A 20,210-nucleotide genomic window follows, 5' to 3' on the forward strand; every position below is an offset into this window, starting at 1 on the left:
AAATGATAAAGCGCCGTCACTTACGCTAAACCAAGGGCGCGTTTAACCGGTTTAAAGCTTTTTCGGTGCATCGGTAAAGCGCCATGCTCACTCAATGCGGCCATATGCGCCTTGGTAGGATAGCCTTTATGCTGGGCAAATCCATAGGCCGGATAGGCGATGTCCAACTCAGCCATTTCTCTATCACGGTCTACTTTCGCCAAGATCGACGCCGCACTGATCTCGGCAACGCGCAAGTCGCCTTTCACTACCGCTTGCGCTGGCATCGGAAGCGAAGGAACACGATTTCCATCAATCAATGCGTAGTCGGGAGTCACGGCTAGGCCTGCAATGGCGCGTTGCATCGCAACCATGGTGGCCTGAAGAATATTTAGGCGGTCAATCTCTTCGGGTTCTGCGCGCCCCACCGACCATGCCAAGGCTTTGGCTTTGATCTCATCGTACAACGCGAGACGTTTTTTCTCACTCAGCTTTTTTGAATCGGTGAGCCCCTCAATCGGTTGATTCGGATCAAGGATAACAGCCGCCGTGACAACCGCGCCCACTAAAGGACCTCGTCCGACTTCATCCACGCCAGCAATCAAGCGTGCGTCAGGATATAAAAATGCCTCATCTGTCATGATTTTTTACTAACTCTAATACTGCGGAGGCTGCAGAGGCATCCGCATCTTTACGAATGGTTTGATGCAGCTGTGTAAAAGTCTCAAGCAAGGCTTGGTTATCGCCATCCAACATACGTGCAACAGCCGCTGACAATGCCTCAGGCTCGCACTCTTCTTGCAATAACTCGGGCACCAAAGGGGCATCGGCGAGGATATTGGGCAAAGACACATAGCGCGTTTTGAGCAAGCGCCGTGCTAGCCACGCAGTCAAAGGCTTCACCTTATAGCCCACAACCATGGGACGCTTCAGCAACATGCACTCAAGAGCAACGGTACCTGAGGCCAGCAACACCGCATCAGAGGCACTGATCACTTGCCTTGCCGTGTCATTCACCAAAGTAAATGACAATTCCGGCGCATGGGTTTGCCACGCCTGCTCGAATTGTGCGCGGCGTGCGTCATTCACCAAGGCAACCACAAAGCCGAGATCAGGATACTGCTGTGACAGACGCTGGCAGGTTTGCAAAAATGGCGGCGCCAACATCGCCATCTCACTCCCACGACTTCCCGGCAAGACGGCTAACCAACGTTTATTGGTATCCAGCCCCAACGCTTGTTGTGCTTCGCGCTGATCGACTTGCATGGGAATGCTATCGGCCATAGTGTGGCCGACAAACGCGCAGGGCACGTTGAACTTATCGTAAAACGCTTTTTCGAAGGGCAAAAACGCCAAGACAAGATCGGTCGCGGCCGCAATTTTAAAAATACGCTTTTGACGCCATGCCCATACGGAGGGACTGACGTAGTGAACCGTTTTAATACCGGCCTGTTTTAACGATGCTTCGAGACGTAAGTTGAAATCAGGCGCATCAATACCGATAAACACATCGGGGGGGTGGGTAGTGAAGTGTTTGACGAGGCTCGCTTTCACCTTCAGTAAACGGGGCAAACGGCCAAGTACTTCAACCAGCCCCATCACGGCAAGTTCTTCCATATCAAATAGGCTCTGGCAGCCTTGCGCAATCATGCGCGGCCCACCAATACCGACAAATTCTACATTGCCGTATTGGGCTTTAATTGCCTTGATAAGGCCTTCACCTAAAACATCGCCGGAGATTTCTCCGGCGACAATTCCCACTCGTAATGGACGTTCGCTGGGCAACATTAACGAATGATGCCTCGTGTTGAACGTGCAAAGAAGTCAACAAAAAGGGCCAAGGCAGGATCGTCCTCGACCTGACCAGCCAACGCCTGTTTGACCTCTTCAAGGGTTTTACCGGAACGATACATGTTCTTATAAACCGCACGAATCGCACGAATCGAGGCTTTCTCGAATCCGCGACGCTTCAAACCTTCCACGTTAATACCGAAAGGCGCGCAATGATTACCCTGAGCCATCACATAGGGTGGTACATCTTGGACCACAATAGAACCGCCACCTAACATCGCATGGCTACCCACTACACAGAATTGGTGGATCGCAGACATGCCGCCCACAATGACGTAATCGTCGATGTGTACATGACCGGCCAGGGTCGCATTGTTGGCAAAAATACAGTGATTTCCGATCACACAATCGTGCGCCACGTGGGCGTTGATCATGAATAGGTTATCATTGCCAACTTTAGTCTCACCTTTGTCTTGTACCGTACCACGGTGCATGGTGACACTTTCACGAATGGTGTTGCGATCGCCAATTTCTAGCGTCGTGGGCTCACCCGCATATTTCAGGTCTTGGCACGCTTCACCGATCGATGCGAATTGATAGATGCGGTTATCTTGGCCGATACGCGTAGGCCCTTTAATCACGACATGGGTCATGACTTCGGTACCCGCACCAATCTCGACACCTTCTCCGATAAAAGAAAATGCGCCAATCTTAACGTTTTCTCCCAATGTCACCCCGTCTTCTACAACGGCGGTCGGGTGGATATAGGCAGTTTCGTGGATCACAATTAGATCTCTCTTCTTGCGCACTTCAGTTCCGCCGAGCAGACAACGTCTCCGTCTACTTTCGCCACTCCGGTAAAGGCAGCAATTCCTCGGCGCTCTTTAATAAACTCCACCTCGAGGACCAGTTGGTCTCCCGGTGTGACAGGACGGCGGAATTTCGCGTTATCAACGCTTGCAAAATAGTATAGCTCGTTGTCTTTTGGCTTCCCGAATGTCTTAAAGGCCAACAAGCCGGTGGCTTGAGCCATTGATTCAAGGATCAATACGCCAGGAAACACAGGCAACTGAGGAAAGTGGCCGGTAAATTGAGGCTCATTCACGGTAATATTTTTTATCGCGTGAAGGTATTGGCCTTCTTCATAATCGGTAACGCGATCGATCAACAAAAACGGATAGCGATGTGGTAGCAGCTCTTTGATTTCGTTGATGTGTAACACTTTGTTTTCGCGAGTCAAGGTAGTATTCCCGTTCAAATCCAATACTGACTTCTTTAACGCAAAACGGCCCGCGTTTTTGAGGCGGGCCTGCAATCTGTTGCGTTAAGCTTGGTTGTCGAGCTGTTTTTCGAGCTCTTTTAGCCGCTTGTGCATCTCGTCAATCTTGAGCACACGCGCGGCTGTTTTCCGCCACTCGCGGTTGGGCTGTAACGGAATGCCGGACGAGTACATGCCCGGCTCAGTAATCGGTCGCATTACCATCGCCATACCTGTGATGGTAACGTTGTCTGTGATTTCCATATGGCCATTAAACACACTGGCGCCGCCGATGATGCAGTGCTTACCTACTTTTAGGCTGCCTGCCATCACAGTTGCACCAGCCACTGCCGTGTTTTCGCCGATCGATACATTATGCGCAATCTGGCACTGGTTGTCGATAATCACGCCATCAGCAATGCAGGTATCGTCCAATGCACCACGGTCAATGGTCGTACACGCACCAATTTCGACGCGATCACCAATCACAACACGACCTAGCTGCGGGATCTTAATCCACTTACCTTTTTCATTCGCGTAGCCAAAGCCATCCGCGCCGATTACGGTTCCCGCCTGCACCAAGCAGTCCTCACCCAAAACCACATCGTGGTAAATGGTGACATTGGCCCAAAGCTTGGTTCGCGCCCCCAGTTTGGTGCCCTTACCAACAAAACAGCCGGCACCAATCTGCACGCCATCACCAATTAAGGTTCCAGATTCGACCACCGCATTAGAACCAATCGCCACGCCTTCACCCAGAATGGCGTCTTCGGCAATCACCGCAGTCGGCGCAATGTCAGTGGCACAAGCAGGTGTGGTATCTAAAATTTGGGCCACTTTGGCATAAGCCACATAAGGGTCAGCAACCACCAAGGCATTGCCTTGGCAGTATGACACGTCCGCTTCTTTTAGCATCACCGCACTGGCGCGACACTGCAGCAAGTGTTTGCGGTATTTCGGGCTCGATAAGAAGGTGATTTGCCCTTCTCTCGCTGAATTCATCCCTGCTAGCGAGGTTATTATTACAGCACCGTCTCCGTGGAGCTGAGCGTCCAGTTTTTCCGCTAATTCAGCGAGAGTGATCGAAACCATGGGCTCCTCGATTGTTTGTTATTTTACTGCATTAATGACTTTTTCAGAGAGATCATCGCCTGGGTTGGCATACAAGATAGCATTGGAGTCCAACACGATGTCGTAACCTTCTTGCTTAGCCACTTGATCGATGGCCGTTTTTAGCTTTTTGACCAGTTTAGACTCTTCTTGGCCACTACGCTTGCGTTGATCTTCTTGGAACGCTTTTACTTTTAATTTGTAGCTCGACTCCATCGATTGGAGTTCACGCTGCAGTTTGATGCGCTCATCTTCGCTCATCAGCTCGCCGTTACGTTTCAGCTTTTCAACCCCTTCTGAGAGCTTTTCTTTCATGCGCTCAATTTCCGCTACACGGTCTTTGAATTCAGCACGCAGCTTTTCGTTAAGATTGTTTTTTTGAGCCAGCTGGGACATCACGACCCCAGTCGATACGTAGCCCACTTTCTGTGCAGCATCAGCCGCTGATGCGTACATGGACGTGGTCAGAATTGCGACACTAAGTCCCGCTGCTTTCAAAAATGATTTCACAATAGTCTCCTTTCTGATGATCAGAATGTGCGCCCGATAGTGAAGGTAAAGAACTCTTCATCATCGCCAGGCTGGCTTGTAATAGGTTTTGCAATTGAAAATACCAAAGGTGCCATCGGTGACATCCACTGTAGGGCTACCCCGTAAGAGGCACTGATATTGGATGGATCCGAGTAATCTTTGATATTGCTAATGCCACTGTATTTCTCTGCAGCAGCGACGTCATATTCGGTGTCCCACACTGAGGCGGCGTCCACAAAGACACTGGTACGAATTTGCTGACGCGCTTCTTCAGAGGCAAACGGTGTAGGCACAATCAGCTCTAAGCTACCTTGTGCGATGGCGTTACCGCCCACCGAGTCACTTGAGCCATAACTGCCCTCATTTTTCTCGATATCATCGCTGCCTGGTTGCTTAGAACCTCCAGCTCCGTATACCGCTTTGGGACCCACTGTATTTGAGCGGAAGCCACGTAAGGTCGAGAAACCACCCGCGTAGTAGTTTTCATAAAACGGCAACATATGATCTTGGCCATTAATTTGGCCATAGCCATTGCCATAGCCAAGGCGACCGCGCATCAACAGCGTGAACTCATGCTCTTGGGTTAACGGCACATACTGGCGGATATCATATTGCATTTTAAAATACTGGACGTCAGAGCCCGGCACTGTCATTCGGTAAGAAGCTCGCTGATAGTTACCTGCCGTAGGGAAATAACCACGGTTGAGATTATTACGCGTCCATGAAACGGATACGTCAAAGTCATCCACTTCTAGGCCATCATTGTGATTCTTATGGTCTTCATGGCGCTTCATAAACTCATCAATCTGGTAATACTTACCGATGTTTTCGATTTTGTTGTGGGTATAGCCCAACCCAAAATCAATTGAGTTCAGTTCATCGGTCCAAAAGCCCCATGTCAATTTCGACCCATAGCTTTGGTTGGTGTATTCGACGATGTTCGCGTCTCGCGCCTCAAACTCGTTATAGAACACCTTGCCCCCGAGGCTAACACCATCGAGGGTAAAATAGGGGTCACGATACTCAAGCGTCAGGTTTTTGCGATAATCGTTAACCATGGCATTAATACCAAAGCGATTACCCGTGCCAGCAAAGTTATCTTGCTGCAGGCCCAGCTGTAAGCTTGCGCCTGACTCGGTACCATAGCCGATACCAAAGTTGATGCTGCCCGAGTTGGCTTCTTTGACTTTGTAGTTCACATCAACCTGATCGTCGGTGCCAGGAACCCGCTTGGTGTCTACTTCAGCACTTTGGAAAAAACCGGTTCGGTTGAGACGTTCTTTACCGCGAGTCACAGCCTTGGCATTAAGCCAAGTGCCTTCAAGTTGACGCATCTCACGGCGCAGCACTTCATCCTTGGTGGTGGTATTACCGGTAAAACGAATGTTTCGTACATAGATGCGTTTGCCCGGCTCAACGTTGACCGTCAGCGACACTTGCTGATTCTCATCATCAAACGTCGGCAAGGTACTCACTTTCGGGTAGGCAAAGCCGGTTTCACCAAGGTGGCGCTTAATCGCCTCCTCCAACGCAGTGACCTTATCCCCGTTATAGGTATCACCTCGGGTAAAGCCCACTAACGAGCGATAGATTTCCTCATTCTCAGGATCGCCACGGAAGCTTAGATCGGCCACTTGATAAGGCTTACCTTCGTTAACGTTTAAGGTGATGTATACCCCTTTTTTATCCGGAGAAATCGCCACTTGAGTCGATTCAACGCGGAACTTCAAATAGCCGCGATTTAAGTAGTAGCTGCGTAGCTTTTCCAAGTCACCCGCCAGCACTTGCTTTTGGTATTTCTCGTTAGCCAAGAAGTTCCACCAAGGGACATCAACACGCAAGTCGAAATTATCGCGCAGCTCTTCATCACTGAAGACTTGGTTACCCACAAAGTTAATCTGCTCGATTTTTGCAGAAACACCTTCGGTGAAGACAAATTTCAGATCCGCACGGTTACGTGGTAAGGGTGTGACCACGGCTTTCACTGACGCGCTGTATTTCCCCACGCTGTAGTAGAAATCTTCTAAGCCTTTTTCAATCTTGCTGAGCTTGGTGCGGTCTAACGCCTCACCCACACGCAACCCTGATGCGGTCAGGTTTTCTTTCAGTTGCTCTTCTTTGATGGCTTTGTTGCCTGAAAACGAAATGCTGGCAATGGTTGGGCGTTCGATCACTTTCACTAAGAGTGCATCATCATCACGATAAATACGCACATCCTCAAAGTTACCCGATGCAAACAGAGCATTGATGACATCCGCGACATCGCTATCATCCACCTTGTCTCCAACACGCACCGGCATAGAGAGCAATGCTGCCCCTAAACTGACTCGCTGTAGGCCCTCAAAACGGATATCGCTGACTTGGAATGTATCCGCGTGCGCCACACTGCTACTGACTAAAAGAGACGCTATTAATAGTTTTTTCATCGCCATGTGCTTCTGACTTATCCTTGAATACTAACCGTTTAAAGTCGGGCGAAGTCGTTAAACAATGCCACTGCCATTACCATCATCAACACGGCAGCGCCGATGCGATACCCAAAGTCTTGTACACGCTCTGGTACAGGACGGCGCGTGACCGCTTCAATACCAAAGAACAATAAATGCCCGCCGTCTAAGACCGGTAGGGGTAGCAAATTGATAATGCCGAGGTTAACGCTGATCAGCGCCATAAATCCTAAAAATGAGATCAATCCGATCTCAGCTGTCATCCCTGCGCCTTTGGCAATAGAAATCGGTCCGCTCAGGTTATTGACGCCCACATCCCCAACAATCAGCTTTTTCACCATATTGACGGTGAGGCTGATAACCTGTCCGGTTTTACTGACTGCCTCAGGGATCGCCGCAAGCGGCCCATACTGCTGCGTAAAACGGTAAGCCTCCGGCCAAGGTTCCATTTGCGGCGCAATACCTGCGTACCCGGTGACCTTGCCATTACTTTCACGCGCATCCGGTGTCAGGCTCAACACCTGCTCACGCCCGGCGCGCGTCACCGTCACCTGCAGCGGTTGATTCGGGCTTGCTTGTACCGCCTCAACCAATTCAGACCACGCATGTAATCTATTGCCATCAATCGCCACTAAGGTATCACCTGAAGCAATGCCAGCCTTCGCAGCGGCACTGCCCTCCACCACCTGAGCCACATCGAGTGTGATTGCAGGACGGTAAGGGGTGATCCCTAAGGTTGTCAACGGAGACTCAGTTTCTGGATTAAACTGCCACGCGGTTAAATCCAATCTGTAGTCCCGGCTATAACTGGATGCCACTTCTGGCTTTACTGTTATGGTCATCTGCTCATCACCGATATGGTTGATGAGTGAGAAATTAACAGCCTGCCAATCTGCGGTTTCGACGCCCGAAATGTGGGTAAGTTCCATACCCGGTTCAATTCCGGCCTCTGCAGCGATGGAGTTGGGGGTTATTTGACCAATAACGGGTTTGACCGCAGGGATCCCCATCATGAAAATCAACCAATAGGCGACCACTGCAAAAAGAAAGTTGGCAATAGGCCCTGCGGCGACAATCGCACTGCGTTGCCACAGCGGTTGATTATTAAATGCACGTGGTTTGTCATGCTCAGCGACCGCCTCAATGCGCTCGTCGAGCATTTTGACATAACCACCTAACGGAATGGCGGCAATGACATACTCGGTATCGTCTTTACCCCGCCAGCGCCATAGTGCGCGCCCAAAACCAATCGAGAAGCGTTCGACTTTTACGCCACAGCGGCGCGCGACCCAAAAGTGTCCATACTCATGAATGGCCACCAACACACCGAGAGCGACAATAAATGACGCTGCGTTCCATAGAAATGCACTCATTTTGCAACCTTAGCAATGTGCTCCTTAGCCGTAATTCGCGCCATTCTATCCAGCTCCAGCAGGCAATCCAAGCTTGATGGCGAGCGAAGTGTGCTTTGTGATAACACCGCCTCATTAATCCGTGCGATGTCAATAAAGCCTATCTGGCCTTTTAAGAAGGCATCCACCGCTTGTTCATTGGCGGCATTGAGTGTCGTTGTCGCCGCTTGCCCGTGCTGGCATGCCTCAATCGCCAAAGACAAGCAAGGGTAGCGGCGGGCATCCGGTGCCATAAAGGTAAATTCGCCAATTTGGGTAAAATCAAGCGGTGCAACCGACGTCGTCACACGTGATGGATACGCCATCGCGTGGGCGATAGGCGTGCACATATCAGGGGTGCCTAATTGGGCGAGCACCGATCCATCGCTCATTTGCACCATCGAGTGAATAACCGATTGGGGATGAATCACAACTTCGAGCTGGTCGGCACGCGCATTAAATAACCAGCGTGCTTCAATATACTCTAAGCCTTTATTCATCATGGTGGCTGAGTCGACGGAGATTTTTGGCCCCATCGACCAATTTGGATGGGCAACCGCTTCCGCTACGCTCACGGTATGCAAGGTCTCAGGTTCACGATAACGGAAAGGCCCCCCTGAGCCTGTGAGCAAGATTTTGCTCACGCCCGCGGCACTCAGATCGCAGCGGCCAGGGTTAGCTTGTACAATCTGGGGCAAACATTGGAAAATTGCATTGTGCTCACTATCGATAGGTAACAGCTCTGCGCCATATTGATAAACTGCATCGATAAAGAATTGCCCTGACATCACCAAGGCCTCTTTATTGGCAAGCAAAACGCGCTTACCCGCTTTCACCGCAGCCATGGTCGGCATCAAGCCTGCCGCCCCCACCACCGCGGCCATCACCATATCAACTTCAGGCAAAGATGCGAGTGTGCATAAACCTTGCTCACCGGCCAACACTTCTGTGTTAACCCCTTTCGCCTTAAGCGCTTGTGCCAATTCCAATGCAGCGTTCTCATCGGCCATGGCCGCAAAACGCGGCCGCCAATGCAAACACAGGCGGGTCATCTTTTCCACATGGGTATTGGCCGCCAGTGCGGTCACTTCGAACTGTTGAGGATTTGCCTCAACCACAGAAAGCGTACTGGTTCCGATCGAGCCAGTGGCACCTAATACAGTGATTTTTTGCATGTGATACGCTCGTTTTACTTAATTCGCAAACGCGAAATACAGCACGGTAAAAACGGGAAACGCAGCGGTCAAACTATCAATTCTATCCAAAATACCGCCGTGGCCGGGTAATAAATTCCCACTGTCTTTCACGCCAGAGACACGCTTAAACATGCTCTCAGCCAAATCGCCCAGCACCGACGCTAACGCTGTAACCACAGCGATACAAAGCAGCGCGCCCACACTCGCAAAATGAATATCGAGAAGCTGCGCACCGGCCCATGTCACAGCAACGGCGGCCATCAGTCCACCGAGCAAGCCTTCCAGGGTTTTGTTGGGGCTCACCGCCGGTGCCATTTTATGCTTACCGAAGGCTTTACCGGCAAAGTAGGCACCGCTGTCGGCACACCACACCAACACAAACACCAGAAGTACCAGTTTCGCACCGTAATAGGTGGAAAATTGATAGTCTGCGGCGCGTAAAATCAACACGCTCCACATAAAGGGCAATAAGGTCAAAAGACCGAATAGTTGGCGCAATAAGCGACTGTGAGTCCAAAGCGCTCCGGATTTAGGAAAGGCTAAAACCAACCCGGTGGCAAACAACCACCATGCCGCGCCCGCTGCTGCTACCGAAAAGGGCGCCACTGCTAAATGGCTCAGCGCATAGGCACTAAAAGGGAGACTATAAATGGATAGCGCCACTGCCGCCGCCGGAACGATAAAGGTAAGCCATCTTGAAGAGTTGGACACAAACTGTGTCCACTCCCAATGACCGAGCAGCGTGACGGCAGCAATCACCGCAACAAACGCGGGAAAAGGCAAATAAAAGACAGCGGCGACCACCAAAGGGACTAACAAAGCCGCGGTTAATACACGTTGTTTGAGCAAACTGATTCCTCGTGGTTACTTATCAGTGGTTAGCATGGCTTTGATTTGCTCGCCGGTACAGCCAAAACGTCGTTCACGATTAACATACCAAGCGACCGCATCGAACAGACTTTGCTCGTTAAAATCGGGCCAATATTGTTCTGTAAAATACAACTCGGCATAGGCAGCTTGCCACAAGATGAAGTTACTAATGCGACATTCACCACTGGTACGGATCATTAAATCCACATCGGGTAAGTCGGATAGCATCAATTGACGAGCAATATCTTGCTCTGTGATATCGCTGGCTTGTAATTGACCAGCAGCGACCTGCTCTGCGACACGGCGTGCCGCTTGGGTAATATCCCATTGCCCACCATAGTTGGCCGCAATATTGAGCACGAGACGCTCATTACCTGCTGTTAATGCTTCGGCTTCGGCAATTTTTTGTTGTAGCGATGGATTAAATCGAGAGGTATCACCGATCACACGAAGTTGGACACCATTTTTGTTCAAGCGTTTAACTTCACGAGAAAGCACGCTGATGAACAACTCCATCAGAACACTGACTTCATCTTCTGGCCGACGCCAGTTTTCACTGCTGAACGCAAACAAGGTTAGGGCTTTTACCCCAAGCTCCGACGCCGCCTTCACCGTTTTACGCACTGCTTTAACACCGGCTTTATGCCCAAATACACGGGCTTTGCCTCGCGCCTTTGCCCAACGTCCGTTTCCATCCATGATAACGGCAATGTGCTGCGGTAGGGCGGCAGACTCGAGCTGCGCATCAAGAGACTGGGAACTCATGTTTCTCCTTGGCAAATAAAAAGCGCTGTACTGCACGCACAGCGCTTTGACATTGGTGGTAAAGTCTAATGAGATTTAGACTTCCATCAACTCTTTTTCTTTTGCATCAAGAAGCGCATCAACATTCTTAACCGCAGCATCCGTTAGCTTTTGGATCTCATCTTGTGCACGGCGCTCGTCATCTTCAGAGATTTCTTTGTCTTTCAACAGTGCTTTAAGGTCACTATTAGCATCACGGCGGATGTTACGTACCGCAACGCGGCCTTGTTCGCCTTCTGCGCGCACCAACTTGACCATGTCTTTACGACGCTCTTCCGTCAATGGAGGAAGCGGCACACGAATCACTGTCCCTGCTGATGCTGGGTTAAGACCCAAATCTGCAGTCATGATCGCTTTTTCAACCGCTTGTGCCACTTGCTTGTCAAAAACAGTAATCGCCAAGGTTCGTGCATCTTCAGCAACAATAGAGGCGAGTTGTTTCAACGGTGTTGGTGCACCGTAGTATTCAACCGTAATGCCTTCCAACAAGCTTGGGTGGGCACGACCGGTGCGAAGTTTTGAAAGATTGTGTTTAAGCGCTTCTACACTTTTATCCATACGCGCTTTGGCGTCTGCTTTAATATCGTTAATCACTGGAGGTATCCTTGCGATTGAATTTTACTGTCCGATTATGCCACTAAATCGGATTAGCTGTTAGTAATCAGAGTGCCTTCTGTTTCACCCATCACGACACGGCGTAAGGCGCCCGACTTATTCATATTAAACACACGGATCGGCATTTGGTGATCGCGTGCTAACGTAAATGCGGCCAAATCCATCACTTTCAACTCTTTTTCAAGTACATCTTGGTAACTTAAGGTTGAATAAAGCTCAGCATCTGGATTTTTGGTTGGGTCATCACTGTATACGCCGTCGACTTTCGTTGCCTTGATCACCACGTCAGATTCAATTTCAATGCCGCGTAAGCACGCTGCTGAATCCGTGGTAAAGAAAGGGTTGCCCGTTCCGGCAGAGAAAATCACCACACGGCCATTACGAAGCTGGCTAATCGCTTCAGCCCAGTTATAGCTGTCACACACACCATTGAGTGGAATGGCGGACATCACTCGTGCGTTCACATAGGCACGATGAAGTGCATCACGCATTGCCAAACCGTTCATCACGGTGGCCAGCATACCCATGTGATCGCCCACAACACGGTTCATTCCCGCTTCGGCAAGACCAGCGCCACGGAATAAATTACCGCCGCCAATGACTAATCCGACCTGAACACCTAACTCGACCAATTCTTTAATTTCTTGTGCCATACGGTCTAGCACAGTTGGATCGATACCGAATCCATCGTTGCCCTGCAGGGCTTCACCACTGAGTTTAAGTAAAATGCGTTGATATGCAGGCTTAGGATTTGTAGTCATGTCACTACCTTATATTAGGCACTAAGTTAGGGAAGAAGGTTATGGAAAGGCCGCGGCGAATACCGCGGCCTGAATCAGAAAAATTAGCCTTTTTGTGCAGCAGCTACTTCTGCAGCAAAGTCTACTTCTTCTTTCTCGATGCCTTCGCCCACTTCAAAGCGGATGAAGTTAGTCACTTCGGCACCTTTTTCTTTCAGCATTTGGCCCACAGTTTGCGCTGGGTCCATAACAAATGCTTGACCAGTCAGAGAGATTTCGCCGGTGAATTTCTTCATACGGCCAACAACCATTTTCTCTGCGATTTCAGCAGGCTTGCCTGACTGCATCGCGATATCAACCTGGATTTGTTTTTCTTTCTCAACCACGTCAGCTGGTACGTCTTCTGGGTTAACGTACTCAGGCTTAGATGCAGCAATGTGCATAGCAACGTGCTTGATGGTTTCTTCGTCAGCGTTTGCAGCTACAACCACACCGATGCGGTCGCCGTGACGGTAAGAACCTACTTTCGCGCCTTCGATGAATGAAACACGACGGATGTCCATGTTTTCACCGATTTTTGCAACCAGCTCAGCACGCTGCTGTTCGAATTTTTCTTTCAGCGCATCAATGGCTAGGCCTTCTGCCAAAGCCGTTTCAGCCACTTGGTTAGCAAATGCAGCAAAGTTAGCATCTTTAGCAACGAAGTCAGTTTCACAGTTGATCTCAACGATCGCTGCTTTGCCTTCGTTTTCTTTAACCAGAATCACGCCTTCAGCAGCAACACGGCCAGCTTTTTTCGCTGCTTTTGCCGCACCACTTTTACGCATGTTTTCGATCGCGACTTCGATGTCTGCGTTCGCTTCAACCAGTGCTTTTTTACATTCCATCATGCCAGCGCCGGTGCGCTCGCGCAGTTCTTTAACCAGGGCAGCGGTAACAGTTGCCATTGTTCAATCCTCGATTCGAAACTATTTGGGTAAAAAACAGGGGCCCGACTTCGGCCCCTGCTAACCATACTTAGCTTACAGCATGAAAGATGACACGCTGATGGCTAAGAACGCTCACAAGGAGCTGTTGTCTTACTCAGCGACTTCAACCAGCTCGTCTTCTGCTTGCGCAACGATGTCTTGGCTACGGCCTTCTTTGTATGCGTCAGACGCTGCGTTCAGGTAAAGTTGGATAGCGCGGATTGCGTCATCGTTACCTGGGATTACGTGGTCAACGCCGTCTGGGTTAGAGTTAGTATCTACTACCGCAAATACTGGGATACCCAGGTTGTTCGCTTCTTTGATAGCAATGTGCTCGTGATCCGCATCGATAACGAACATTGCATCAGGCAGGCCGTTCATGTTTTTGATACCACCCAGAGACTTCTCAAGTTTTTCCATCTCACGAGTGCGCATCAGCGCTTCTTTTTTGGTCAGCTTTTCAAACGTACCGTCGGTAGACTGGTTTTCCAGATCTTTCAGACGCTTGATAGACATACGAACGGTTTTCCAGTTGGTCAGCATGCCGCCCAACCAACGGTTGCTCACATAAAACTGCTCGCAGTTTTCTGCTGCCGCTTTTACCGCTTCGCTTGCTGCGCGCTTAGTACCAACGAACAGGACTTTACCTTTACGCTCACCGATTTTTGACAGTTCAGCCAAAGAATCGTTAAACATTGGTACAGTTTTCTCAAGGTTGATGATGTGTACTTTGTTGCGAGAACCGAAGATGAAAGGCTTCATCTTAGGGTTCCAGTAACGGGTTTGGTGACCGAAGTGTACGCCCGCCTTGAGCATGTCGCGCATTGAAACAGTAGCCATGATAATTTCCTCTTGGGGTTAGGCCTCCACATATCCCATTTGACCGACCCGCACAGGGCACCCCGGACAATGTGACGATWTGTGTGTGATTTAAAATAAAAAGTGTTTAGTGAAATGCCATCAAGATGAAACCTGACAAAAACAGATTGATCACAATGACGGATTTCGGCGCGCTTTATACCACATAAAGTAGGCAAAAATCCAGATAAATTGCCTAAGCGAAGGTCGGTTTGTCGTATTGCCACGCCACTGCCCAAACGGCGAAAGGTGTGGTTCTGGTTTCCAGAAACCGCCCAGCTTGATACCATGTGCCTACTTCAATGTGTCTGCCCCGCGCTACCGGTGACCAAAGCGTAGCAGGTCAAAGCAGCGCATGCCTGATTTATCAGGGTGTGAGGCCCCTCACGCTCTGACGCTCATTGCCTCGATGAGCGAGACGAATTAAGTGAGAAAGCAAAATGACGATCCCAATTAAAACAGCAGAAGAAATAGAAAAAATGCGCGTTGCCGGTCGGTTGGCCGCAGAAGTGCTGGAAATGCTGGCCCCACATGTAAAGCCAGGCGTTACCACGCGTGAACTGGATGACATCGCGCACAAATATATGACTGAGGTACAGGGCACCACACCCGCTACCTTGAATTACCACGGCTTCCCTAAGTCCATGTGTACGTCTATCAACCACGTGGTTTGTCACGGGATCCCTTGTGACGAAGATGTGCTACAAGATGGCGATATCGTCAATATCGACGTCACCGTCATTAAAGATGGCTATCACGGCGATACATCGAAAATGTTTTTGATTGGTGAGGTCTCTTTGGAAGACAAACGTCTATGCCGTGTGACCCAAGAAAGCCTTTATCATGCCATCAAAAAGGTGAAGCCAGGCGCCACCGTCGGTGACATTGGTACGGCTATCCAAAAATTCATCAAAAGCAGCAACACCCGCTACTCGATCGTAAAAGAGTACTGTGGACACGGTATTGGCGCGAGCTTCCATGAAGACCCACAAGTGGTGCACTACAAAAACAACGACCGAACCATCCTCAAACCTGGTATGTGTTTCACCATTGAGCCTATGATTAACGCAGGCAAATACGGTACCGTACTTGATGAAGACGATGGTTGGACGGTTTATACCATTGATGGCAAGAAGTCAGCGCAGTGGGAGCACACCCTGCTGGTGACCGAAACTGGGGTGGAAATCTTAACGCTTCGTGAAGAGGAAACCATCCCGCGCCATATCAACCACTAAGACTCTGATAAAGGCCGGGCTTGCTCCGGCTTTTTTATGCGCAAAGGAACGCCATGACAGACACAGTGATCACGCCACAAAGTTTGACCCAAGACCAATTGAGCCCAGCGGCACTCAAAGCCCAATTTCAGCACCTCCTTGAGCAACAGAAGCAAGACTTCCTCGCCAATGTCCCTGTGCCTGAGCTGGTCTATCAGCGTAGCGATTACATGGATGCGCTGATGCAGCGGCTTTGGCAGCATTTTGGTTTTGACCAGCACCCTCACCTCGCCTTGGTTGCCGTGGGTGGCTATGGTCGGCGTGAGCTCCACCCTCTGTCTGATATTGATCTGCTATTACTTTGCCAAGGGCCGTTAGACGCGCACCAGCAACAAAAACTCAGTGAATTACTGACCTTATTGTGGGATCTCAAACTTGAAGTAGGCCACAGCGTGCGCACGGTCGAGGAATGCATCAGTGTCGGACTTGACGATCTGACGGTAGCGACCAACCTGCAAGAAGCACGCTTGTTATGCGGCAGTGAGCGGCTATTCAATGCGCTAGAGCAGCGTGTTCATGCGGATGACTTTTGGCCCAGTGAGCGTTTTTATCGCGCGAAAGTGGAAGAACAGAAAGCCCGCCATCGCCGCTATCATGACACCGCCTATAAGCTGGAGCCAGATCTGAAATCAAGCCCCGGTGGACTGCGCGACATCCACACCCTCGCCTGGATCGCCCGACGCCATTTTGGTGCCACCAGCCTTCGTGAGATGAGTCACTATGGCTTTCTTACCGATGCCGAGTATCGCGAACTGAATGAGTGCCAAAACGTACTCTGGCGGATTCGCTTCGCGCTTCACTTAGAACTGCGCCGCTATGACAACCGACTGACCTTCGCGCATCAAACCTCCGTTGCCGAACTGCTGGGCTACCGTGGCGAGGGAAATCGTGCGGTAGAGCAAATGATGAAAGACTTCTTTCGCACGCTCGGTCGGATCGGCGAGCTTAACAAGATGTTGCTGCAAATCTTCGATCAAGTGATTATCGACAATGGCCGTCCGGGCCAAGTCGACATTCTGAGTGACGATTTTCAGCGCCAAGGCAATGCGATCGAAGCGCGCAAACCGGCACTATTTCAAGCACGCCCTGACACTATTCTCGATATGATGCTCCATGTGGCTGACGACACCACCATAGAGGCCATATCGGCGCCGACCCTTCGCCAACTGCGCACTGCACGTCGTCGACTGAATCATTTTTTGTGTCAGCAACAAGACGCTCGCGAAAAATTTATGGCCTTGGTGCGCCACCCCAATGCGCTGCATAAAGCCTTCAGTTTGATGCACCGCCACGGCATTATGTCTGCCTACCTGCCGCAGTGGAGTCAGATCGTCGGACAAATGCAGTTCGACCTGTTCCACGTTTATACCGTGGATGAGCACACCATTCGCTTGCTTAAACACATGCGCCTTTTTGACAATGAGGCCAACCGAGAACGCCACCCCATTTGTTGTGATATTTTCCCTAGACTCGCACGCCGCGAGTTACTGCTAATCGCAGCTATCTTTCATGACATCGGCAAAGGGCGCGGCGGCGATCACAGTGAAATTGGGGCCATCGAAGCCCATGACTTTTGCCTTGAGCACGGCTTATCTCGCCCTGAAGCGAATATAGTCAGTTGGCTGGTGCGAAATCACCTCCTGATGTCAGTGACTGCACAACGTCGCGATATTTACGATCCCGATGTGATCACCGATTTTGCCAAAGAAGTGCGCGATGAAGAGCGGCTTGACCTGTTAGTGTGTTTGACCGTCGCCGATATCAATGCCACCAACCCTGACTTGTGGAATAGCTGGAAACGCACCTTGATTGCAGAGCTCTATTACTCGACGCAAAAAGCCTTGCGCCGAGGGCTAGAGAATCCGCCGGATGTCCGTGAACGGATCCGCCATAACCAACACTTAGCAGCGGCTATGCTACGCAAGCAAGGGCATAGCCCGCGTGATATTGAGCTGCTTTGGCAACGCTTTAAAGCCGATTACTTTCTGCGTCATACACACAAGCAAATCGCTTGGCACAGTGAACATTTGCTCCACCATCCAAGTGATCAACCTTTGGTGTTGGTGAGTAAAAAGGCGACCCGAGGCGGAACCGAGATTTTTGTTTACTGCCCAGATAGGCCCAGTTTATTTGCGCGCGTGGTTGCCGCATTAGATAAGAAAAACCTGAGTGTCCATGATGCACAAGTCATGACTAGCAAAGACGGCCATGCACTCGATACCTTTATGGTCATGGATCAAAATGACGAGGCGATTCCCCTCGACCGTCACCCTCGGATCATCGAGGGAGTCGCCAAGGCCATTGAAGAAACGGGCAAGATCACCATTCCGCGTCGTCGAGCGCCGCAAAAACTCAAACACTTTACCGTCAAAACACAGGTGCTCTTCWTGCCAACTAAAAATGGCCGCCGTACCTTGATGGAGTTAGTGGCCCTGGATACTCCGGGGTTACTGGCTCGCGTTGGAGCTGTGTTTGCGCGACAAGGTGTCAGTGTTCATGCAGCGAAGATCACGACCATTGGTGAGCGGGCAGAAGACTTTTTTATTGTAACGGACGCCCAAAACCAAGCTCTGACATCTGAACACCAAGCGCAACTAAAAACCGCGCTAGAGAAGACGTTATCGCAAGCAAAATAGCCAAAGTGGTCACGGTAATTGGTGTGGCTGACGGGCTACACTGAGCCCTGTATCGAAACGCTGGCTCACAGCGTCTACGACGTCAACTTATGAGGTGGTTATGTACCAACAGTTAAAAAATATCGGCGTGGAGCATCCAGAGAAAATCGAGCGTTATTCACTGCGCCAAGAAGCCAGTTATGACACGCTGAAGATCTATTTTGAAAAGCAAAAAGGCGAATTGTTCGCCAAGAGCATGAAGTTTAAATATCCACGCCAGCGTAAAAATGTGGTCGTGGACAGTGGCACCGGGCGCTTTCGTGAAGTCACAGAGATCAATCGCAGCTTATCGCTGGTGATTGATGAACTGGACCAAATCGTCCAGCAAGAACAAGCCGAACATGATGTAAAACAGAAGATCCTGACCGATCTACGTCATCTTGAGAAAGTCGTCGCCAGTAAAATTGCTGAAATTGWATCTGAGCTGGAAAAACTCTAAATCACACCGACAACCCAAACGCTAAGAAAGTCCAACAATGCGTCGTGCTGTTCGGCACGACGCCCTGCTAATTTCCCATTAGATCCGCGTTATCAGGCCACTGCCACGCAAACGCCTCCATCAGCGCTTGCCACTGAGTGTCAATCGGCGCCGTCACCGTTAGAGACTCACCAGACACAGGGTGTTTAAAACGCATCTGGCTTGCGTGCAACAGTAGACGGTGACAATCAAAGTGGTGACGAAAAACTCGGTTGTGTCGTCCATCGCCATGAGTGGTGTCGCCAATGATCGGATGGCTGAGATGATGCATATGTCGACGTAACTGATGTTTGCGACCGGTATGCGGCTGTATCGCCACTAAACTATACCGGCTGGTCGCATAACGCCCCGTCGCAATGGGTAACTCTATCTTCGCTAATGGCTGATAGTCGGTGATCGCCGATTTCGCTTCCGGCGCTTGGCTGGCATGCTTATCGGCAATTTTGTCTTGCTCTTCCACCAGCGGATAGTCAAGCTGGCCGGCGTCTGCAATCCAGCCTCGGACGATGGCATGATAGCCCTTTTTAATCTGGTTATTGGCAAACTGTGGCATCATCGCCGAGGCAACATCACTGGATAGGGCAAACACCAAGACGCCAGAGGTGGGTTTATCGAGCCGGTGGAGTGGATAGACATGTTGACCAATTTGATCCCGTAAAGTTTGCATCACAAAACGGGTCTCACCTTTGTCCAACCAAGAGCGATGAACCAGCATGCCGGCAGGCTTATTGACCACCACCAAGTGATCGTCTTGATATAAAATACTAAGCGGTAGGTCTGTCATTGATCGGCAAACAAGCTATCAATCCGCACAACCACAGCGACCACCTCACGATGCCCGGCCTGCTCTTTCATTGCTTCTTCCACATAAGGTGAAATTTCAAAGTTACGCGGTAAGGTCTGCCCAGCGTCAATCAGTGCACGCATCTTAGGTACAAAAATCCATTGCAGCCATTCGTGACATGCCAAGGTATCGACAGCAAAAGGCTCAGTGCTCGCAAGACGCTCAGCCGACGGTGGCGTCGTTTGCCATAGCGCGTGATCATTTAGCACTTGCTCCAACTCATCAAGAAGTTGGATACATTGAAAGTGAAGACTCATTGATACCCTCATCACTTAGTGTTTATGGAAACCGCGAAGCATACCATGATCAAGCGAAAGACAACACGTACAAGGCAAGCATCTGCTGGGTGAAAACTGATATACTCCCGCCCATCAAGCGAAA

20 protein-coding genes are annotated in these 20,210 nt (G+C 50.3%); 3 read left to right on the forward strand and 17 right to left on the reverse strand.

Annotation, left to right across the window (positions count from 1 at the left end; all coding sequences use genetic code 11):
- Positions 1 to 20: 20 nt before the first annotated feature.
- The 15 genes from rnhB to rpsB all read right to left on the reverse strand — a co-directional run bounded on the left by rnhB (position 21) and on the right by rpsB (position 14,540).
- Positions 21 to 620: a ribonuclease HII gene (gene rnhB / locus BZJ19_RS07605; RefSeq protein WP_077675151.1), complete on the reverse strand. Its 600-nt coding sequence runs from the start codon at positions 618 to 620 to the stop codon at positions 21 to 23.
- Positions 610 to 1,767, reverse strand: coding sequence for a lipid-A-disaccharide synthase (gene lpxB / locus BZJ19_RS07610; RefSeq protein ID WP_077675152.1), 1,158 nt, complete (start codon positions 1,765 to 1,767; stop codon positions 610 to 612). Before lpxB ends, rnhB begins: the two co-directional genes overlap by 11 nt.
- Positions 1,767 to 2,555: an acyl-ACP--UDP-N-acetylglucosamine O-acyltransferase gene (gene lpxA / locus BZJ19_RS07615; protein ID WP_077675153.1), complete on the reverse strand. Its 789-nt coding sequence runs from the start codon at positions 2,553 to 2,555 to the stop codon at positions 1,767 to 1,769. Before lpxA ends, lpxB begins: the two co-directional genes overlap by 1 nt.
- Before the next feature lie 2 nt (positions 2,556 to 2,557).
- Positions 2,558 to 3,010: a 3-hydroxyacyl-ACP dehydratase FabZ gene (gene fabZ, locus BZJ19_RS07620; protein WP_069588651.1), complete on the reverse strand. Its 453-nt coding sequence runs from the start codon at positions 3,008 to 3,010 to the stop codon at positions 2,558 to 2,560.
- An 84-nt stretch (positions 3,011 to 3,094) separates the two neighbouring features.
- Entirely contained in the window at positions 3,095 to 4,120 is a 1,026-nt protein-coding gene (gene lpxD, locus BZJ19_RS07625; protein WP_077675154.1) for a UDP-3-O-(3-hydroxymyristoyl)glucosamine N-acyltransferase, read from the reverse strand.
- An 18-nt stretch (positions 4,121 to 4,138) separates the two neighbouring features.
- Positions 4,139 to 4,648, reverse strand: coding sequence for an OmpH/Skp family outer membrane protein (locus tag BZJ19_RS07630; protein ID WP_077675155.1), 510 nt, complete (start codon positions 4,646 to 4,648; stop codon positions 4,139 to 4,141).
- A 20-nt stretch (positions 4,649 to 4,668) separates the two neighbouring features.
- The gene (gene bamA, locus BZJ19_RS07635) at positions 4,669 to 7,101 is read right to left on the reverse strand and encodes an outer membrane protein assembly factor BamA (protein ID WP_077675156.1); all 2,433 of its coding nucleotides are present in this window, start codon (positions 7,099 to 7,101) and stop codon (positions 4,669 to 4,671) included.
- Positions 7,102 to 7,133: 32 nt separating this feature from the next.
- A complete protein-coding gene (gene rseP / locus BZJ19_RS07640; protein ID WP_077675157.1) occupies positions 7,134 to 8,489 on the reverse strand; it encodes a sigma E protease regulator RseP in 1,356 nt (451 codons plus the stop codon).
- Positions 8,486 to 9,682, reverse strand: a complete 1,197-nt coding sequence (gene ispC / locus BZJ19_RS07645) for a 1-deoxy-D-xylulose-5-phosphate reductoisomerase (RefSeq protein ID WP_077675158.1) — start codon at positions 9,680 to 9,682, stop codon at positions 8,486 to 8,488. The genes rseP and ispC overlap by 4 nt, the downstream gene beginning before the upstream one ends.
- An 18-nt stretch (positions 9,683 to 9,700) precedes the next feature.
- Entirely contained in the window at positions 9,701 to 10,552 is an 852-nt protein-coding gene (locus tag BZJ19_RS07650) for a phosphatidate cytidylyltransferase (protein ID WP_077675159.1), read from the reverse strand.
- A 15-nt stretch (positions 10,553 to 10,567) separates the two neighbouring features.
- Complete coding sequence (locus tag BZJ19_RS07655) at positions 10,568 to 11,338, reverse strand: isoprenyl transferase (protein WP_077675160.1); 771 nt, start codon at positions 11,336 to 11,338, stop codon at positions 10,568 to 10,570.
- A 75-nt stretch (positions 11,339 to 11,413) separates the two neighbouring features.
- The gene (gene frr, locus BZJ19_RS07660) at positions 11,414 to 11,971 is read right to left on the reverse strand and encodes a ribosome recycling factor (protein ID WP_077641104.1); all 558 of its coding nucleotides are present in this window, start codon (positions 11,969 to 11,971) and stop codon (positions 11,414 to 11,416) included.
- Between the two features lie 53 nt (positions 11,972 to 12,024).
- Positions 12,025 to 12,753, reverse strand: coding sequence for a UMP kinase (gene pyrH / locus BZJ19_RS07665; RefSeq protein ID WP_077675161.1), 729 nt, complete (start codon positions 12,751 to 12,753; stop codon positions 12,025 to 12,027).
- An 83-nt stretch (positions 12,754 to 12,836) separates the two neighbouring features.
- A complete protein-coding gene (gene tsf, locus BZJ19_RS07670) occupies positions 12,837 to 13,679 on the reverse strand; it encodes a translation elongation factor Ts (protein WP_077675162.1) in 843 nt (280 codons plus the stop codon).
- 132 nt (positions 13,680 to 13,811) lie between these two features.
- A complete protein-coding gene (gene rpsB, locus BZJ19_RS07675) occupies positions 13,812 to 14,540 on the reverse strand; it encodes a 30S ribosomal protein S2 (RefSeq protein ID WP_077675163.1) in 729 nt (242 codons plus the stop codon).
- Positions 14,541 to 14,998: 458 nt separating this feature from the next.
- Here rpsB and map point away from each other — a divergent pair, with 458 nt between their 5' ends.
- The 3 genes from map to BZJ19_RS07690 all read left to right on the forward strand — a co-directional run bounded on the left by map (position 14,999) and on the right by BZJ19_RS07690 (position 18,946).
- On the forward strand, positions 14,999 to 15,793 hold the full coding sequence (gene map, locus BZJ19_RS07680; RefSeq protein WP_069588600.1) for a type I methionyl aminopeptidase: 795 nt from the start codon (positions 14,999 to 15,001) through the stop codon (positions 15,791 to 15,793).
- Between the two features lie 53 nt (positions 15,794 to 15,846).
- Positions 15,847 to 18,468, forward strand: a complete 2,622-nt coding sequence (gene glnD / locus BZJ19_RS07685) for a bifunctional uridylyltransferase/uridylyl-removing protein GlnD (RefSeq protein WP_077675164.1) — start codon at positions 15,847 to 15,849, stop codon at positions 18,466 to 18,468.
- Positions 18,469 to 18,568: 100 nt separating this feature from the next.
- Entirely contained in the window at positions 18,569 to 18,946 is a 378-nt protein-coding gene (locus tag BZJ19_RS07690; RefSeq protein ID WP_077675165.1) for a DUF3461 family protein, read from the forward strand.
- Between the two features lie 67 nt (positions 18,947 to 19,013).
- Here BZJ19_RS07690 and truC read toward each other — a convergent pair whose 3' ends face one another.
- Both truC and BZJ19_RS07700 read right to left on the reverse strand, forming a co-directional pair.
- On the reverse strand, positions 19,014 to 19,769 hold the full coding sequence (truC, locus tag BZJ19_RS07695; RefSeq protein WP_077675166.1) for a tRNA pseudouridine(65) synthase TruC: 756 nt from the start codon (positions 19,767 to 19,769) through the stop codon (positions 19,014 to 19,016).
- Positions 19,766 to 20,086 (reverse strand): YqcC family protein, encoded by a 321-nt coding sequence (locus BZJ19_RS07700; protein WP_069588592.1) that lies wholly within the window; start codon positions 20,084 to 20,086, stop codon positions 19,766 to 19,768. The genes truC and BZJ19_RS07700 overlap by 4 nt, the downstream gene beginning before the upstream one ends.
- Positions 20,087 to 20,210: the final 124 nt, after the last annotated feature.

Source organism: Salinivibrio proteolyticus (assembly GCF_001996165.1).
In the GTDB taxonomy this organism is placed as follows: Bacteria; Pseudomonadota; Gammaproteobacteria; order Enterobacterales; family Vibrionaceae; genus Salinivibrio; species Salinivibrio proteolyticus.

Bases quoted from the DNA above. Each gene is read 5' to 3' on its own strand.
- ispC (WP_077675158.1), bottom strand. From the start codon at position 9,682: ATGCAAAAAATCACTGTATTAGGTGCCACTGGCTCGATCGGAACCAGT.
- BZJ19_RS07700 (WP_069588592.1), bottom strand. From the start codon at position 20,086: ATGAGTCTTCACTTTCAATGTATCCAACTTCTTGATGAGTTGGAGCAA.
- rseP (WP_077675157.1), bottom strand. From the start codon at position 8,489: ATGAGTGCATTTCTATGGAACGCAGCGTCATTTATTGTCGCTCTCGGT.
- pyrH (WP_077675161.1), bottom strand. From the start codon at position 12,753: ATGACTACAAATCCTAAGCCTGCATATCAACGCATTTTACTTAAACTC.
- lpxD (WP_077675154.1), bottom strand. From the start codon at position 4,120: ATGGTTTCGATCACTCTCGCTGAATTAGCGGAAAAACTGGACGCTCAG.
- truC (WP_077675166.1), bottom strand. From the start codon at position 19,769: ATGACAGACCTACCGCTTAGTATTTTATATCAAGACGATCACTTGGTG.
- BZJ19_RS07655 (WP_077675160.1), bottom strand. From the start codon at position 11,338: ATGAGTTCCCAGTCTCTTGATGCGCAGCTCGAGTCTGCCGCCCTACCG.
- lpxB (WP_077675152.1), bottom strand. From the start codon at position 1,767: ATGTTGCCCAGCGAACGTCCATTACGAGTGGGAATTGTCGCCGGAGAA.
- rnhB (WP_077675151.1), bottom strand. From the start codon at position 620: ATGACAGATGAGGCATTTTTATATCCTGACGCACGCTTGATTGCTGGC.
- tsf (WP_077675162.1), bottom strand. From the start codon at position 13,679: ATGGCAACTGTTACCGCTGCCCTGGTTAAAGAACTGCGCGAGCGCACC.
- map (WP_069588600.1), top strand. From the start codon at position 14,999: ATGACGATCCCAATTAAAACAGCAGAAGAAATAGAAAAAATGCGCGTT.
- rpsB (WP_077675163.1), bottom strand. From the start codon at position 14,540: ATGGCTACTGTTTCAATGCGCGACATGCTCAAGGCGGGCGTACACTTC.
- bamA (WP_077675156.1), bottom strand. From the start codon at position 7,101: ATGGCGATGAAAAAACTATTAATAGCGTCTCTTTTAGTCAGTAGCAGT.